Here is a 16,981-nt window from a genome sequence, read left to right as displayed (position 1 = left end):
GAGAGCTGACTTGGCTATCCCCGCCGCAAATTCCCCGCCAGATCCAGTGCTCGTTGCTTTCAACCGCTTCGGGCTCGGGGCAAGGCCCGGCGACCGCGACAGGGCGGCCCACGACCCGCGCGGCTATCTGAAGGCGGAACTGCGGCAGCCCGACATCGCCCTGATCTCGCTCGACGATCCGACCTATGCGAGCCTGCCGGGCAGCACACCGGCCATCCAGGCCAGCATGGCGGCAAACTTCCAACGCAAGCTTGAGCGCATGGCCGCAGCCACGGCGCAGCCCGCAATGGCGAGCGCCCAGGCCACGCCGGAACGGGTCGCGCCTGCCCAACCTGTTCCGCCGCCCACGGCCCCGGCCAAACCCGCGCCGCCAATCGAGGCCACGCTGTTTCGCGCCGAAGCCCAGGCGCGCCTCGACAAGGCTTTTCGCGCCGAGGCAGGCTTTGTCGAACGCCTGGTGTATTTCTGGTCGAACCATTTCTGCGTCTCCGTGGCGAAGGACAACATCGTGCGGGCGAGCGCCGGCGCCTTCGAGCGGGAAGCCATCCGCCCCTTCGTGCTCGGCCGTTTCGCCGACATGCTGATGACGGTGGAGCGGCATCCGGCGATGCTGTTCTATCTCGACAACCAGCAGTCGATCGGCCCTGACTCCCGCGCCGGCAAGAACCGCCGGCGCGGCCTCAACGAGAACCTCGCCCGCGAGATCATGGAACTGCACACGCTGGGCGTCGGCAGCGGCTATACCCAGGCCGATGTCACCAGCTTCGCGCGCATCCTGACCGGCTGGACGATGGCGGGGCGCGAAGGTCGACTTGGCGAGCCCGGCAGTTCCGTCTTCAACGCCAATGCACATGAGCCGGGCGATGCGGTGCTGCTCGGCAAGACCTATCCGGCCGCCGGCATGGGCCAGGCCGAGGCAGCACTCAACGACATCGCCAGCCATCCGGCGACGGCGCAGCACATCGCCACGGAACTTGCTCGTCATTTCATAGCCGACGACCCGCCGCCGGCGGCAGTCGCGCGCCTGGCCAAGGTTTTCGCCAAGAGCGACGGCAATCTCAGGGCTTTGGCAGCGACCCTCATCGACATGCCGGAGGCATGGTCGACGCCGCTTGCCAAGATGCGCTCGCCCTTCGACTACATCGCCGCCATCCGCCGGGCGGCCGGTCCGGGTCCGGCGAACGATCCCGGCCAGTCGCTCAACTGGCTCAATGCGCTGGGCGAGCCGCTCTGGCAGCCGCCAGGGCCGAACGGCTTTTCCGACCACGCGGACAGCTGGGCCTCGGCCGAAGGCATGAAGATCCGCCTCGACATCGCCTGGCAGGCGGCCCGCCAGGTCAAGGACGTCGGCAATCCCAACGATATGCTCGACGCCGTCATCGGTCCTTCCGCCTCGCCGGAAACACGGCAAGCGGTCGCCCGCGCCGAGTCCAAGCAGCAGGGCCTGGCGCTGCTGCTGATGGCGCCCGAATTCCAGAGACGATAGCGCGAGCGACAGGTCCGGCGCCGACATGGAGACCAAGTCATGAGCCTGCTGTGTAAAACCCCTCACCCTTCCCGCCGCGCCGTGCTGATGACCGGCGGCGCGCTGTTTGCCTGGGCCTATCTGCCGCGCTTCGCCCGCGCCGCCGACAATCGCGATCCGCGGCTGATCGTCATCGTGCTGCGCGGCGCGCTCGACGGCCTGTCGGCGGTCGGTCCGATCGGCGACCCCGACTATGCCGGCCTGCATGGCGACATCGCTTTGTCGCTCGCCGGCCCGCACGCGGCGCTGCCGCTCGATGGCTTCTTCGCGGTCAATCCGGCGATGCCGGTCTTCGCGCGGCTGTTCAAAGACAAGCAGGCCGCGGTGGTGCACGCGGCCGCGACCGGCTATCGCGAGCGCTCGCATTTCGACGGCCAGGACGTGCTGGAAAGCGGTTTCGCCGGGCCGGGCCACGTCGCCACCGGATGGCTCAACCGGGCGCTGGAGAGCCTGCCGGCGGGCGACCGCGTGGCGACGCTCGGCGGCTTGGCCGTCGGACCGTCGACGCCGCTGGTGATCCGAGGCGCCGCCCCCGTGCTCGGCTGGGCGCCGCAATCGCTGCCGCCGCCGGCCGGCGACCTGGCGGAGCGGGTTCTCGATCTCTACCAGCATCGCGACCCGGTGCTGGCGGTGGCCCTGCAAAAGGGCCTCGATGCCGACCGCATGGCGCTCGACGACCAGATCGGCGGCAATACGACAAAGCCGAAGAGTGGGGCGATAAGGCCAAAGGGCGGCCTCGGCAGCGCCGCCGGCATGCGGCAGGCAGCGCAAGGTGCGGCCAAGCTGATCGCGGCCGATGACGGGCCGCGTGTTGCCGCGCTTGCCTTCGACGGCTGGGACACGCATGTCAACGAAGGCGGCGCCACGGGCCGGCTCGCCACCTTGCTCGGCGGCCTCGACGGCGCCTTCGAGGAATTCGAGAAGGGTCTCGGCGAGCGCTGGAAGGACACGGCGATCGTCGCCATCACCGAATTCGGGCGCACGGCGCAGATCAATGGCTCGGTCGGCACCGATCACGGCACCGGCACGGTGGTGTTGCTCGCCGGCGGCGCGATCAAGGGCGGTCGTGTCATCGCCGACTGGCCGGGCTTGAAGCCGGCCCAACTCTACGAGCAACGCGACCTGGCGCCGACCAGCGATGTCAGGGCGGTGCTGAAGGGCCTGCTCGCCGACCAGTTCGGCCTGTCCGCCGCCGTGCTCGCCGACAAGGTGTTTCCGGAGTCGGCGGCGGTGAAGCCGATGCCGAATCTTATCGCTTGAAGAAGCCCGGTGGCGTCACGGGGCGCCATCTTTGGGGGAGCGCCCACGCCACTTCGCAGCCGCCGCCGTGTCGATCCGCCCCGTGATCACCAGCGATGGTGCCAGCGGTGGTGCCAATGATGTATCGGCCGGATTATCACGCGACGATGATTGGGCACGCAATTTCCCCATCGGTTCAGGTGCCAGCCAGGGCCGCATCTCCAGCCGACGCTTTCTATCGGCAGCGGAGCGGCATTGGGCTTGGCCATGGGCAGTGCCTGCGAGCCGACACTCGACAGCATCAATGCGCCTGCGGCGGCGGCAATCGGCAGAATGTATCTGGTGAGCATGGATCGTGTCCTCCATGGTTGACATTCCCGAGGACAACATACCACTCACCCGGCCGAATGCCGGGTGAGTGGTCCGATCACATATCCGTTAGCGGGCAGACTGCTTGCCAAGCGACGCCGCGACTTTCAGCGCGGCGTCGTCGAGCATGTCGCCTCGATCAGGCGGCCTCGACCTTGGCGGCCGGCGCATCCTGCCCCCGCACCAGTTTGGTCACGCCGGCGAAGTCGAGCTTGCCGGAGCCGAGCACCGGTACTTTCGGGACGACGCGCACTTCGGCGGGCACCATCAGGTCCATGGCGCCATTGGCCTTGGCGAAGGCCAGGAATTCGGCGCGTGTGGCGCCGGAAGCCTCGGTGATGAGAATGAGCTTCTCGCCCTTGCGCGCATCCGGCACGGAAGCGACGGCCGACAACGAGCCTTTCCACACTTCACCCGCCAGCGCCTCGACGGCGGCAAGCGAAATCATCTCGCCGCCGATCTTGGCGAAACGCTTGGCGCGGCCGCGAATGGTGATGAAGCCGCCCTCGTCGACCGAGACGACATCGCCGGTGTCATGCCAGCCGTCCTCCAGCGGTTCCAGCACACCCGGCTTCTCGGCGCGCAGATAGCCCGACATGACATTTGGGCCGCGCACGTAGAGACGCCCGCCTTCATCGACGCCGGGTACCGGATCCAGGCGGTATTCCATGCCGGGCATGATTTTACCGACGCTGCCGGACTTGTTGTACATCGGCGTGTTGATGGCGATCACCGGCGCCGCTTCGGTCACGCCGTAGCCCTCGAGGATACGCACCCCGAACTTCTCCATGTAGGTCATGCGCGTGGCTGCCTTGACCGGTTCGGCGCCGGCAAAGCAATAGCGTATCGAACGGAAGTCGTAGGGATGCGCGGTGCGGGCATAGCCGCTGAGGAACGTATCCGTGCCGAAGATGATCGTCGCGTTGGATGCGTAGATCAGTTCCGGCACGATGCGGTAGTGCAGCGGCGACGGGTAGAAATAGACCGGCACGCCCGAGATCAGCGGCAGCACCGTGCCAGCCGTCATGCCGAAGGAATGGAAGATCGGCAAAACGTTGAACACCTTGTCGCCCGAGTGGAAGTCGATGCGCGAGGCCGCCTGCGCGGCATTGGCCAGGATGTTGCGATGGGTGAGCACGACGCCCTTCGGCGTGCCTTCCGAGCCGGAGGTGAACAGGATCACCGCCGGGTCGTCAGGCTTGCGCGGTGCGCGCGGCGTCGACTTGCGCAACAGGCCAAGCAGCTTGTCCTTGAGACCGATGGTTGCACGCAGATCGTCGAGCCAGACGATGTCGACCGACCGGCCGATCTCCTCGACCACCGCGCCAAGCTTGGCCTGTTCGACAAACGCGCGGGACGTGAGCACGGTCTTCACTTCAGCGGCCTTGCAGGCGGAAAGGATGTTGGCGGCACCTGCAGTGAAGTTGATCATCGCCGGCACCTTTCCGGACGACATCACGCCAAGCAGCGTGGCACATGAGCCGTTGGCGTTGGGCAGCATGATACCGAGCGTCTGCTGATCGGCATAAAGGTTCTGGAATTTCTCGCCCAGCACGGCGGCCGCCGTCAGCAGCTTGCCATAGCTCAGCGAGCCGGTGACCGGATCCTGCACGGCGAGCCGTTTCATGCCGCGTTCATTCGCCGTCAGGATGATCTTCTCCAGCACCGTCCTGTCGATGTCCTGGGTGCGGAAGACGAGATCCGACATGACCTGATAGAGGGCCGAACCCGCCGCGGCGCGGCGCTTGCGGCCCTTCAGTTCCGGCGGCACTTGCAGCTTGACCGGCTCCAGAATGGTCACCTTGACCTTCGGGAACAGGCGGCGGCGCACATGCTGCGACGTCAGCCGGGAAAACGGGCTTTTCTCCAGCCCGTCGATGCGGATCGGCACGACCATCGAGCCGGTCTTGTCCGCCACCATGGCGGCGCCGTCATAGACCTTCATCAGCCCGCCGGTGACGGTGATGCGGCCTTCGGGGAAGATGACCAGCGGATCGCCGGCCTGCACGATCTTGATCAGCGTGCGGGTCGACATCGGCTTGGCCGGATTGAGCGGCAAAGCACGGGCGAGCTTCATGAACGGCTTCATCCACCAGGCCTGCGCGATGGCGTAGTCGATGGCGAAGACCGGCTCCTCGTCGGTCAGCGTCAGCGCCAGCGGGCCGTCGAGGAAGCTGACATGGTTGAGCGCCAGGATCGGTGCCTTGCCGGCTGCCTTGAGGTTCTCCATGCCCTCGACTTCCAGGCGCAGGAAGGCGCGGAACAGGATGGACACGAAATCGCGGAAGGCGTTGGTCGGCAGGAATTTCAGCATCAGCCAGGCGGCGACGGCATTGGCCGCGGCCAGGCCGAACAGGATGCCGCCGGTGGAGACTTTCGTCTGGATCGCGGCGACAAGGATGCCGCCGACCGTCATGAAGCCGGCATTGACGATGCTGACCGCGGCGACGACGCGGGCGCGACGCGCCTCGGGCGACCAGGCCTGCACGGCGGCGAAGGTCGGCACCACGAGGAAAGCGCTGGCGATGGCCATGCCGGCGAGGTCGATCGCGACACGGATCGTGTTTTGGCCAGCGAAGAACAGGGCGAGGCTTTCCGCCTTCGGCGAAGGCTGCATGCTCCAGATGGTCCAGGCCAGATGCAGGCCGAACAGCGCCAGCAGCGCCGTGCCGACCGGTGCGGGCAGAAGCACGATGCGCCCCTGCGACATCCATGCGGCAATCGCCGAGCCGATGGCGATCGAGACGGCGAACACGGCGAGATAGACGGTGACGGCGATCTCGTCGCCGCCGAGCGAATCCTTGATCAAGGTCGGCAGGATCGAAAGCACGATGGCGCCGATCAGCCAGAACCACGACGTCATCAGGCCGGCGCGCCAGATCCGCGTGTCGGTCCGCAACTCGCTGACCTGGCGCCAGGTCGAGCGGAAGATGTTCCTGTCGATGACGAGGTCAGGTGCCGCCGAACCCGTTGGCGGGATGTAGCGGCTGACGAACCAGCAACCGACGGCCAAGGCCATCATGATCGGCCCGAAGACCGTGACGCCTATGCCGTCGGCCGAGACGACGCCGCCGGCGATGGTGCCGCCGAGGATGGCGGCGAAGGTCGCCGACTCGATCCAGGCGTTGGCCTTGGGCAGTTCCTTGCGCTCGAGGTGATCGGGCAGGATGCCGTATTTGATCGGCCCGAACAGCGCCGAGATGATGCCGAACATCAGCAGCGCCGTCATCAGCACCGGGATCGACGACAGCGCTATGCCGGCGACAGACACACCCGCGGCGGCAATCTCGGCAAATTTCAGCCGCCGGGCGATGAGGGCCTTGTCGAAGCGGTCGGCGATCTCACCGCCAAGCGCGGACAAGAGCAGAAAGGGGGCCATGAAGACGGCCCCGGCGAGCGTGACCAGCGAAGCCGCCTGACCGGCGGCCAGCGTAAAGAGGATCAGGAACACCAGCGTGTTCTTGAGGAAATTGTCGTTGAAGGCGGACAGGAACTGCGTCCAGAACAGAGGCGCAAAGCGCCGGGACAACATCAGATGCGTGTTCATGGCGGTTTCCATTTGGCGGAACCCTGCGGCTATTCGCCGGAGGCCCTGCGGGTTGCAGGCGCTGTTTCAAGCTCAGTGATAGTCATGAGCTGGTTAAACTTCCTTACAGTGCCCGATGTCCATATCGTGGCTTCCGGTCTGCCAGAAATGAACATCGTTCATAAGCGCACTCTATCACGTCTTGAACATTGTTCAAGCAAAAAATGAACGACGTTCATCGTATCTGGAAACGGAGCCCGGGACCGGTGACGTCTCTGGTATCTCGAAGTTAGGGCGCCAAGGTTGCCGGACCTGGCCCGAGCGTCGCCACTGTCTTCAGCGCGCCGTCGAGCATGTCGCCTTTTTCGTCCTTCAAGGCCGCCTCGCGCAGGCGGCGGATCCATTCGGCGGCATCGTCGCGGCCCTTGAGCATGGCAAGCGCGGAGAGCACGCGATCGAATTTCGACTGCGCCCGGAGATGGGTGTCGCTGTAGCCCTTGATCAGCCGGCGGCAGTTGAGGATTTCGACGGCGAGCGCATAGTCCTCCGGCACATGGGCGAGCGCCAGCGCGTACCAGCGATCGAGATGGGTCATCTCGACCTTGTGGCGCAGCAGGCTGCGGCGCCAGCGGCGCAGGCCGCCGATGAACCAGAGCGCGGCGAAGCCGGCGAAGCTGTCCGTGCGGATGCGGCGGCCATGGTTGATGCGGCGGTCGAGGAAGGCGGCGAGCTTCGGCCGGGTCTCGATATAGCTGCCCAGCCCCGCCGGCATCGTGCCGCAGAACTCCTCGATGCGGGGATGGAAATATTCGGTGACCTGCAGGATCGAACCGTCCTTGACGCCGACTTCCTTGCGCACGCGCCGGTCGCGCGTCGAACGTGTTTTCAGATCGGCGACGCGGATCATGTCGTCATAGCAAAGGGCGTTGGCGATATGCTTGGCGGCGGCGATGGACAGCGCATAGGAATGGTCGGCGCCATCCAGCGCGAGAGCCCGGTCGAGCCGGTCAAGATACTCGCCGCCATAGGCGATGTCCTGATAGTCGACGACCTTTCTCAGGCCCCGCAGCGCCATATCGCGGATGGCGACGGGCATCAGGTCGACGCGGGTGGCGAGCGCCTGCCAGCCCTGCAGGAGGCCTTGCGGGCCGCTGACGCGCCCCAGGGCGGATTCGACAATCGCCGGCTCTGCCAGCTTTGACGCAGGTGCGGCCGTGCCGCGCGCGCGGTCATACGCGGCGCCAAAGGCGGCGAGGCTGGCCTTGACGCCCCGGCCACCGGCACCGATCGCCTGCTCATAGCTCTCGCGGGTGAATGGCAGTGCGTCCGAGCCCGCCAGCGCGCCAAGCAGGCTGGCCGAGATCATCGAACCATTGTCGGCGGCGATCTTTTCCATGTCGAAAGCGATGAAGCGCTTCGACGCGGCTTCGGCCGTCGCATGCACCTTGGAAGACGAGGCCCGGCCGTCGCCCGGCTCGATCTTTTCCGACACGGCGGCGATGCGGTGCGACGAAGCGATCAGCGTGGTGCGTTCGGGCGTGACGAAACCGCGGATGATGGCGCGGCCGGCCTCCATCAGCTCCGCGGCGATCAGTATGTCGACATCGCCTTGCGAGGGCGACAGCGCGAAGACCGGCAGCCGGCCGGTGTCGCGGGCCATTTCGACATAGTAGATGGTGGCGCCGGTGCGTTGCGCCACGCCGGCGACCGAGGTCGATTGCGCGACATAGCCATTGCGCTCGGCGACATCGGTGATCCAGTCGGCCAGCACGCCGCCGCCCTGGCCGCCGACCGCCAGCACGGCGAGCTTGATGACGCGCTCGTCGTCCTGGGCGCCGGCCTTGGCGCGGAATGGCGGGACAGCGTCAAGCATCGGCGAAGGTCAGGCGCCGGCTTTCGCGGCGGCGCTGCAGCAGGCTGATCACCGCGCGACGCGCGCTTTCCAGGAAGCGGTCCCAGCGGCTCGGATTGTGCACGACATCGGCGCGGTAGAAGGACGGGCAGAGCACAGCGGCATCGGCGACCTCACCGCAATTGCCGCAGCCGACGCAGTTCTGGTCGATCGATGCCACCGGATCGTCGCGCAGCGGATCGTCAAGCGATTTCACCGACAGCGACGGGCAGCCCGACAACCGCATGCAGGCGTGGTCGCCGGTGCAGATGTCCTCGTCGACACCGAATTTCGGTTTGACGACACGCGCCCCCCCCTTGATCGCCTTGTCGACCAGCGGCTTTTCGCGGCGCTGCCGGTTGAGCATGCATTCGGACGAGGCGACGATGACCTTCGGCCCCTTCTCCTCCGTCGTCAGCGCCTCGCGCAACGTGTCCTGCATTTTGCCGACATCGTAGGTGCGGTCGACATGGCGCAGCCATTTGACGCCCATGCCTTTCACCGCTTCGGTGATCGGATGTTTTGTCGACTTGGTCTTGTTGCCCGCGCGCGACGACAGGATGTCCTGCCCGCCGGTGGCGGCCGAATAGAAATTGTCGACGATGACGATGACGCCGTCATTCTTGTTGAACACGGCATTGCCGATCGAGGAGGTCAGGCCGTTGTGCCAGAAGCCGCCATCGCCGACGAAGGAGATCGAGCGGCGCTTGGCGTCGGGCGAATTGAACGCCGAGGCAGAGGCCGGCCCCAGCCCATAGCCCATGGTTGTCGCGCCGAGCTCGAAGGGCGGCATGATCGAGAACAGGTGGCAGCCAATGTCGGACGCGATGTGGTGCTTGCCGAGTTCCTGCTCGACCAGCTTTGTCGCGGCGAAGATCGGCCGCTCCGGACAGCCGATGCAGAAGCCCGGCGGCCTGCCCGGCACGACATTGATCAGGTCCGCGATGTCGACGCCGTCGCCGACCTTGTTGGGCGCGCGCACTTCACCCGGAAGCAGATGCGGCGCCTCGGCGCGCAGGAAGGCACCGATGCCGTCGAGCATGACCTGGCCGGTATATTCTCCGGCCATCGGCAGATATTCCTTGCCGACCAGCCTGGAGCCACGCCCGGCCTTGTGCAGCATCGCCGCGAAGGCCTGCTCGATGTAATTGGGCTGGCCCTCCTCGACGACCAGCACCGCTTGCTTGCCCTCGCAGAAGGACAGGAACTCGTCGTCGATCAAGGGATAGACGGCGTTGAGCACGTAGAGCGGCACGTCCGTCTCGCCATAGGTGTCGGCAAGGCCGAGACGCTGCAAGGCGCGGATGACGGAATTGTACATGCCGCCCTGCATGACGATACCGACCGAGCCGTGATCCGAACCGAAGAATTCGTTGATCTTGTTCTTGGCGATGAAATCGACGGCGGCCGGCCAGCGCTTCGCCACCTTCTCCTTCTCATGCAGGAAGGAGGCCGGCGGCAGCACGATGCGGCCGGTGTCGCGGCGCGGCGCTTCCAGCGCATCGGCGACCGTCATGGGCGGGCGCTTGTTGTCCTTGGCAATGAAATGGCCGTGGACGTGGCAGCAGCGGATGCGCACCTGCAGCATGACCGGCGTGTTGGAGATTTCGGACAGTTCGAAGCCGTCCTCCACCGCCTTGACGATCGACGGCAGATTCGGGCGCGGGTCGAGCAGCCAGACCTGGCTCTTCATGGCGAAGGCATGGCTACGCTCCTGCATGATCGAGGAGCCTTCGCCGTAATCCTCGCCGACGATGATCAGCGCGCCGCCGGTGACGCCGCCGGAGGCAAGATTGGCGAGCGCGTCGGAAGCGACATTGGTACCGACGGTCGATTTGAAGGTCGCGGCACCACGGATCGGGTAATGCACCGAGGCGGCCAGCATGGCGGTGGCGGTGGCTTCCGAGGCGCTCGCCTCGAAATGCACGCCCAGTTCGCCCAGAATGTCCTGCGCGTCGGCCAGCACATCCATCAGATGGCTGATCGGCGCGCCCTGATAGCCGCCGACATAGCCGACGCCGCATTGCAGCAACGCCTTGGTGATGGCGAGGATGCCCTCGCCGGCAAATTCCTCGCCGGCGCCAAGCCTGAGTTTTTCAACTTCCTTGGCAAAAGACCGTTCGGCCATCTCCGCCTCCTTCCCTTGCCGCAGCGAGCCGGCGGCGCGTACGTCTAGATGTCGTGCTTGCGAATGTTCTTGAGCATCTTCAAAAGCGTTGCGATGAGTGCCGCATATTCAGCATCGTCGATATCGTCGAACATCGCCTCGAACGCGTCATGCATGGCCGGCCAAGCGCGCGCGAACTCGGCGCGGCCCTCGTTGGTAAGGAAGACATGGCGGATGCGGCTGTCGGTGATGCCCTGCTCGCGCCGCACGAAGCCTTGCCCCTCCAGCGTGTCCAGCGTGCGGCTCAAGGTTGACTGCTCGATCACCGTATAGACAGAGAGGTCGTTGACGGTGACGCCATCGGTGACCGACAGCACGGCCAGCGTGCGCACCTGCGGAATGGTCAGGCCCTGCTTGCGGAAATCGTCGCGCAAGGTGGCGTTGTAGCGGCCCATGATGCGGTTCATCAGATAGGGCGCGAATTGCTGCAGGCCGATCTGGCCGAGCGTCGAAATGCGCTGGCGCTTTTCTGCTACCTTCTGCTCCATCACAGCCTCCCCGCCAGGAGAAAGCCGGAACCGCCGCCGAGACCCGCGCCCGGGTGGGTCGAGGCGCCGATATGATAAAGCCCCTCTATGCCGGTCTGGTGGTTGCGGCTGGTCTTGAACGGCCGCCACAGGAAGGACTGGTCTATGGTCGAGGAACCGCCATAGGGATCGCCGCCGACCAGATTGATGTTCATCGCTTCGAGGTCGGCAGGCGAATAGGCACGGCGGGCAATGACATTGTCCTTGAAGCCATCGATATGGCTGGCGAGGATCGCTTCAGCGCGGTCGGCATAGGCCTCGCGCAGCGCGTCGGTCCATTGCCCGTCAGCCGGGGCCTGCAGCTTACCGGCGGCATCGCCTTTGATGTGGCGAGGCGCCTCTGGCAGTTGCAGCCACAGGATTGCCTTGCCCTCCGGACAGCGCGACGGGTCGAGCGCATGCGGCTGGCCGACGCAGATGGTCGGCACTTCCGGCAGCAAGCCGCGCACCGCCTCGTTGCAGGCTTTCGACACGCCATCCAGGCCCGGCGTCAGATGCAGCAGCGCCACCTTGTCCAGTCCTTCGCCGCGCCATGCCGGCGGCTTGTCCAGGGCGTAGTGGATCTGGAAGTTGCCTTTGCCATAGCGGTATTTCCGCGTTGCCTCGACGTCGGCTTTGGGAGCCTCATTGCCGAGCAGCCGGCCATAAAGCTGCGTCGGCGTCACCGAGCAGATGACGCTCTTCTTCGCATGGACCGTTTCGCCCGAGGCCAGCCGCACACCGGTGGCGCGACCACCAGCCAGGATGATGGAGGCGACGTCGGCTTCGGTGGAGATGACACCGCCGCGCTCGATGATCAATGCCTCGAAGGCCGACAGCAGGTTCTTTGCCCCGCCCTTGACGATCGGGGCGCCCGCGGCTTCGAGCGCGAAAGCGATCACCTTGGCGATCTGGCCGGAGAAGGCATCTTCCGGTCCCAGCCCGGCATGCAGCACCCAGGGCGCCCACAGCGCCTTTACGGTCTCGGACTGGTAGGTGCTTTCCAGCCAGCCGCGCGCCGGCGCCAGCGCCTCGCCGAGAAAGCCGGCAAGGCCGCGCGGGCCGCGCCGCCAGGCATCGCCGGCCAAAAGCTTGGCCGTCGGATAGGACCACAGGCTGCCGCCGAGCAGGCCGAACAGCAGGCCGGCATTGCGTTCGATGCCGCCGACATCGTCGGCGTGCCGGTCGCCATCACCCGCCGCGATCGCATTGAGGGCGGCGACATTGGCGGCGCGGTCGGTGCTGAGCACGGCATGGCTGCCGTCCGGCCGCAGCACGCCGGTCGGCCTGCCGGTGTGGCAGAACTCCAACCCATGCCGGGCGAGGTCGCCGCCCAATGCCGCAAAGGCCGGCGAGGTGATGAACAGCACGAAGGTCGTCGCCATCACATCGTGGATGAAGCCGGGCGCGGTGATCTCCTCGGTGCGCATGCAGCCGCCGATGCGGTCGTTGCGTTCGAGGACGAGCACCTTGGCACCCTTGCCGCCAAGCATCGCCGCGCAGACCAGCGCGTTGATGCCGCTGCCGACGACGATGTGATCGGGCGCTTTCATTGACAGTTGCTCTCGACCGTCGGGCGCATGATCTTCTCCCGAAGACCCACCTCGCTCTATTTTCCCGACACCAGCGCCAGCGCGCGGATCGGGCTGCCGGTGCCGTGCTCGATCTTGAGCGGTGCGGCGATCAGGATGGCGCCTTTCGGCGGCAGTTGGTCGAGGTTGCACAGGCTGGCGAGGCCGTAGCGGTTGGCCTTGTGCATCAGCGTGTGTGCAGGGAATGGCGGCTCCATGCCGCCCGCCTTGCCGGCATCGGTGCCGATCGTCTCCGAGCCCCAGCCCTTGATGTCCTTGGCTATCAGATACTGGATGGCCTCGGCCGTCGGGCCGGGCGTGTGCGGGCCGGTCTCGTTGGCGTTGAGGAACTCGGCTTCCGAGCCGTTGCGCTTGTACCAATCGGTGCGCATCACCACCCACTCACCGGCGTTGATGGCGCCGTGCTTGGCTTCCCACGCCTTGATGTGGTCGACGGTGAGCAGGAAATCGTGATCGGCTGCGGCTTCCTTGGAGCAGTCGATGACATTGACCGGGCCGACGAAGTTCTGCGCCGGAATGGTGTCGGTGGCGCCGTCAGGATAGTCCTTGCCGGTGATCCAGTGCTGCGGCGCATCGAAATGCGTGCCCGAATGTTCGCCGAGCTTCAGCCAGTTCCACGCCCACCACGGACCGTTCTTGTCATAGCGGGAGATCGAATGGATCTCGACCTTCGGCGTGTCGACGGCGAGTTCCGGCGGCAGCTTGATCAGCGGTGTGTCAGGCCCGAGCTGCGCCGAGAGGTCTACCACCTTGATGGCGCCTGACAGCAACTGGCCGGCGACTTCGCCGAGGAGTTTTTGGGTGTCCATGGTCTTCTGTTCCCTCTTTTCGATGATGATCAAGGCTCGTCTCGGCCCTTAATATCCTACTAGACGAAAACATATGCATCTGCAATTATCTTTAAGCATAAAGGAAATGGGAACGGGGCGTGAGCGAGTTCGACGCCATCTTTGTCGGGGCGGGCCACAACAGTCTGGCATGCGCCGCGCATCTGGCGCTCAAAGGCTGGAAAATCGGGATTTTCGAGCGCAGCGCAACAATCGGCGGCGCCGTCCAGACCCGCGAATTCACCCTTCCCGGCTTCCGCCATGATTTCGGCGCGATGAATCTGAGCCTGTTTGCCGGCTCCGCCCTTCACCGGAAATATGCAAATGAATTGAAAGCGCAGGGCCTGGAATTCGCCCCGGTCGCCGACTGTTTCGCCAGCGCCTTTCCGGATGGGCGCTGGTTCGGCGTCAGCAACGACCTGGAAAAGACAGCCACGCGCATGGCTGCTTTCTCCGCCGCCGATGCCGCGACATGGCGCAGACTGGTTGCCGCCTTCCCAGCGGAGGCCGAGCATCTGTTCCGCTTGCTGGGCTCGCCGATGAGCGCCCGCGCGCTGGCCGGCTCGGCGTGGAACCTGTGGCGCAAGAAAGGCATGTCCGGCGCGCTCGACACCGGCCGACTGCTGCTGTCGTCGCCACGAGCCTGGCTGGAGGAGACGTTCGAGTCGCCGCATGTACGGGCAACGCTCGCCACTTGGGGCATGCATCTCGACTTCGCCCCCGATATCGCCGGGGGCGCGGTGTTCCCCTATCTGGAATCGATGGCCAACCAGAGTTTCGGCATGGTGCTGGGCAAGGGCGGCGCCGACACCATCATCCGGGCGCTGGCCGGCATGGTGACGTCCGCCGGCGGCCAGATCGTCACCGGCGCCGAAGTGGCGGAGATCACGGTTTCCAACGGCAAGGCGACCGGGGTGCGGCTGGCTTCAGGAGAAACGCATACCGCGACCAAAGCGGTTATCGCAGGCGTCGCGCCCAAAGCGCTGACCGGCAAGCTGCTGCCCGGCGGTTCCGGCAATGCCGGGTTCGACACGGCGATGAAGAAATTTCGGTACGCGCCGGGTACGATGATGATCCACCTGGCGCTGGACGAGCTGCCGGACTGGCGTGCCGGCGCCGAGTTGCGGCGGTTCGCCTATGTGCATCTGTCGCCCTCGCTCGACGCAATGTCGCGCACCTATCAGCAGGCAATGGCCGGCATGCTGCCGGACGAACCGGTGCTGGTCGTCGGCCAGCCGACCGCGATCGATCCGTCACGCGCGCCACAAGGCAAGCATGTGTTGTGGGTACAGGTGCGCATGCTGCCTCCCGAGATAACAGGCGACGCGGGAGGGCAGATCGCGCCCGCGCATTGGGATCAGGTCAAGGACGCCTACGCCGAGCGCGTGTTCGACATCATCGAGACCTATGCGCCCGGCCTGCGGAGCAAAATCCTTGGCCGTTCGGTCTTTTCGCCCATCGATCTCGAGCGCGAGAACCCGAACCTTGTCGGTGGCGACCAGGTCTGCGGCAGCCATCATCTGGCGCAGAACTTTTTGTTTCGCCCGGCGCGCGGCTATGCCGGCTGGAACACGCCGGTCGGCAATCTGCATCTGACGGGAGCCGCGACATGGCCGGGCGCCGGCACCGGTGCGGCCTCGGGCTTCATGCTCGCGCAACAGCTTGGCGGGAGGTAGGCTCCGACGATTTTATCGAGGCGACGAGGGGCAAGGCGCTGCTGCCCACGAAGCCTGAACCCATGAACGGATAGTGCCGCGCAAAGACAATAACCAAGAAGGGGAACGACCATGAAAATCAACAGACGCGAATTGCTGGGATACAGTGCCGCGGCACTCGGCGTGGCCGCGGTTGGCCTGCCGAAAATAGCCAAGGCGGCGGCCGGCGAACTGACCATCGCATACAATGTCAACCTGCCGTCTTGGGATCCGACAACCGGACCTTCGGCTGTCAATCCGACGATCCAGGGCCTCTACCAGTCGGTGTTCGACCAGATCATCCCGCAAAAGCCCGACCTGTCCTTCGCGCCCGGCCTGCTCACCGAGTGGGGCTGGAACGACGACCGCACCAAGGTGATGATGACAGTGCGCGAAGGCGTGAAATGGCATGACGGCTCGCCCTTCACGCCCGAGGACGTCGTCTGGTCGCTGCAGCGCGCGGGCGACGAAAAGACCGGCAACCCGATCCAGTTCGTCTGGAAGAACGTCAACAATTTCAAGATCGACGGCAACAAGATCACCGGCGACGTGGTGCAGTTCGACCCGGTCTATTTCAAATGGATGTCGTTCCTGACCGGCTACATCCTGCCGAAGGCCTATTACGAGAAGGTCGGCGCCGAAGGTTTCGAGAAGGCGCCGATCGGCACCGGCCCGTACATGGTGGAAAAATTCGAGCGCAACGCCTTCCTGCGGCTGAAGGCCAATCCGAACTATTGGGGCGGTAAGCCGGCTTTCGAGAATGTGACGATCAAGTTCGTCACCGATGCGGCGAGCCGCGTCGCCGAGATCGAATCCGGCTCCTCGCAGGTGACGCTCGAAATCCCTTACGAAGAATACGACCGGCTGATCGCCAAGGACGGACTCGCCGGCTCGATCAAGAATGTCTCCGACATCGGCATGATCTTCTTCAACAACAAGGACGCCATGCTCGACAAGAATGTCCGCCAGGCGGCCGTCATGGCGGTGGACAAGGAGCTTCTGGTCAAGCGGCTGCTGCGCGGCTACGGCCAGCCGATCGACACGCTGGAGACGCCGGAATACGCCGCCTACGATCCGTCGATCAAGGTCGAGCACAATCCGGAAAAGGCCAAGGAATTGCTCGCCGCCTCCGGCTATTCGACCAAGAAGCCGGCGAAGTTCACTATACAGACCACCAAGGGCTTCAAGCCCAAGGACTACGAAATGGTGCAGGCGATCGTCGGCATGTGGCGCAAGGTGGGCATCGAGGCCGAGATCGAGGTCTACGAGATCGCCAAGCACTATGAACTGCGCGCCGCGCACAAGCTGGCGCCGGCGGCCTTCTACAACTGGGGCAATTCCATCGGCGATCCGACCACCTCGACCGGTTTCGCCATGTTCGGACCCTCGCCGCACTCGTCCTGGAAGACCGACGACCTCGACGCCAAGATCGGCCCGCTCTGGGGCGAGAAGGACGAGGCCAAGCGCATCGCCGGCTGGAAAGCGGTCGACAAGTACATTGCCGAAGAGGCCTATGTGCTGCCGCTCATCCAGTACGCGCAGCCGATCGTGCACTCGAAGAAGGTCAATGTCGTGCAGCACATTTCCGGTGCGCTGCTGCCGGCCCTGATGACCCCGGCCTGATATCGGCCTGGAATTGCCGCGC

Annotated in this window: 11 protein-coding genes; 4 read left to right on the top strand and 7 right to left on the bottom strand. The window is 65.3% G+C overall.

The window, feature by feature from the left end:
* Window positions 1-10 precede the first annotated feature (10 nt).
* The gene (locus tag AB4Z43_RS19765; protein ID WP_069090916.1) at window positions 11-1,486 is read left to right on the top strand and encodes a DUF1800 domain-containing protein; all 1,476 of its coding nucleotides are present in this window, start codon (window positions 11-13) and stop codon (window positions 1,484-1,486) included.
* A 39-nt stretch (window positions 1,487-1,525) separates the two neighbouring features.
* Window positions 1,526-2,785 (top strand): DUF1501 domain-containing protein, encoded by a 1,260-nt coding sequence (locus AB4Z43_RS19760; RefSeq protein ID WP_441938775.1) that lies wholly within the window; start codon window positions 1,526-1,528, stop codon window positions 2,783-2,785.
* A gap of 86 nt (window positions 2,786-2,871) precedes the next feature.
* Here AB4Z43_RS19760 and AB4Z43_RS19755 read toward each other — a convergent pair whose 3' ends face one another.
* The 7 genes from AB4Z43_RS19755 to AB4Z43_RS19725 all read right to left on the bottom strand — a co-directional run bounded on the left by AB4Z43_RS19755 (window position 2,872) and on the right by AB4Z43_RS19725 (window position 13,624).
* Window positions 2,872-3,114, bottom strand: a complete 243-nt coding sequence (locus AB4Z43_RS19755) for a GCG_CRPN prefix-to-repeats domain-containing protein (protein ID WP_084791738.1) — start codon at window positions 3,112-3,114, stop codon at window positions 2,872-2,874.
* A gap of 158 nt (window positions 3,115-3,272) precedes the next feature.
* Window positions 3,273-6,680: an acyl-[ACP]--phospholipid O-acyltransferase gene (locus tag AB4Z43_RS19750; protein ID WP_441938774.1), complete on the bottom strand. Its 3,408-nt coding sequence runs from the start codon at window positions 6,678-6,680 to the stop codon at window positions 3,273-3,275.
* A gap of 268 nt (window positions 6,681-6,948) precedes the next feature.
* Window positions 6,949-8,532 (bottom strand): indolepyruvate oxidoreductase subunit beta family protein, encoded by a 1,584-nt coding sequence (locus tag AB4Z43_RS19745; protein WP_441938773.1) that lies wholly within the window; start codon window positions 8,530-8,532, stop codon window positions 6,949-6,951.
* Window positions 8,525-10,678, bottom strand: coding sequence for a thiamine pyrophosphate-dependent enzyme (locus tag AB4Z43_RS19740; protein ID WP_441938772.1), 2,154 nt, complete (start codon window positions 10,676-10,678; stop codon window positions 8,525-8,527). The genes AB4Z43_RS19745 and AB4Z43_RS19740 overlap by 8 nt, the downstream gene beginning before the upstream one ends.
* A gap of 44 nt (window positions 10,679-10,722) precedes the next feature.
* The gene (locus tag AB4Z43_RS19735) at window positions 10,723-11,205 is read right to left on the bottom strand and encodes a MarR family winged helix-turn-helix transcriptional regulator (RefSeq protein ID WP_441938771.1); all 483 of its coding nucleotides are present in this window, start codon (window positions 11,203-11,205) and stop codon (window positions 10,723-10,725) included.
* Window positions 11,205-12,776: a phytoene desaturase family protein gene (locus AB4Z43_RS19730; protein ID WP_441938770.1), complete on the bottom strand. Its 1,572-nt coding sequence runs from the start codon at window positions 12,774-12,776 to the stop codon at window positions 11,205-11,207. The genes AB4Z43_RS19735 and AB4Z43_RS19730 overlap by 1 nt, the downstream gene beginning before the upstream one ends.
* Window positions 12,777-12,832: 56 nt before the next feature.
* Window positions 12,833-13,624 (bottom strand): cyclase family protein, encoded by a 792-nt coding sequence (locus AB4Z43_RS19725; RefSeq protein WP_010913233.1) that lies wholly within the window; start codon window positions 13,622-13,624, stop codon window positions 12,833-12,835.
* A gap of 119 nt (window positions 13,625-13,743) precedes the next feature.
* Between AB4Z43_RS19725 and AB4Z43_RS19720 the strand changes: the two genes are divergently transcribed.
* Together AB4Z43_RS19720 and AB4Z43_RS19715 are read left to right on the top strand one after the other, a co-directional pair.
* The gene (locus AB4Z43_RS19720) at window positions 13,744-15,318 is read left to right on the top strand and encodes a phytoene desaturase family protein (protein WP_441938769.1); all 1,575 of its coding nucleotides are present in this window, start codon (window positions 13,744-13,746) and stop codon (window positions 15,316-15,318) included.
* A gap of 111 nt (window positions 15,319-15,429) precedes the next feature.
* Window positions 15,430-16,959, top strand: coding sequence for an ABC transporter substrate-binding protein (locus AB4Z43_RS19715; protein ID WP_019863002.1), 1,530 nt, complete (start codon window positions 15,430-15,432; stop codon window positions 16,957-16,959).
* The last annotated feature ends 22 nt before the right edge of the window (window positions 16,960-16,981 follow it).

It is taken from the genome of Mesorhizobium sp. 2RAF45 (assembly GCF_052115225.1).
GTDB classification, from domain to species: domain Bacteria; phylum Pseudomonadota; class Alphaproteobacteria; order Rhizobiales; family Rhizobiaceae; genus Mesorhizobium; species Mesorhizobium jarvisii.
This window is presented reverse-complemented; position numbering and strand designations above follow the sequence as displayed.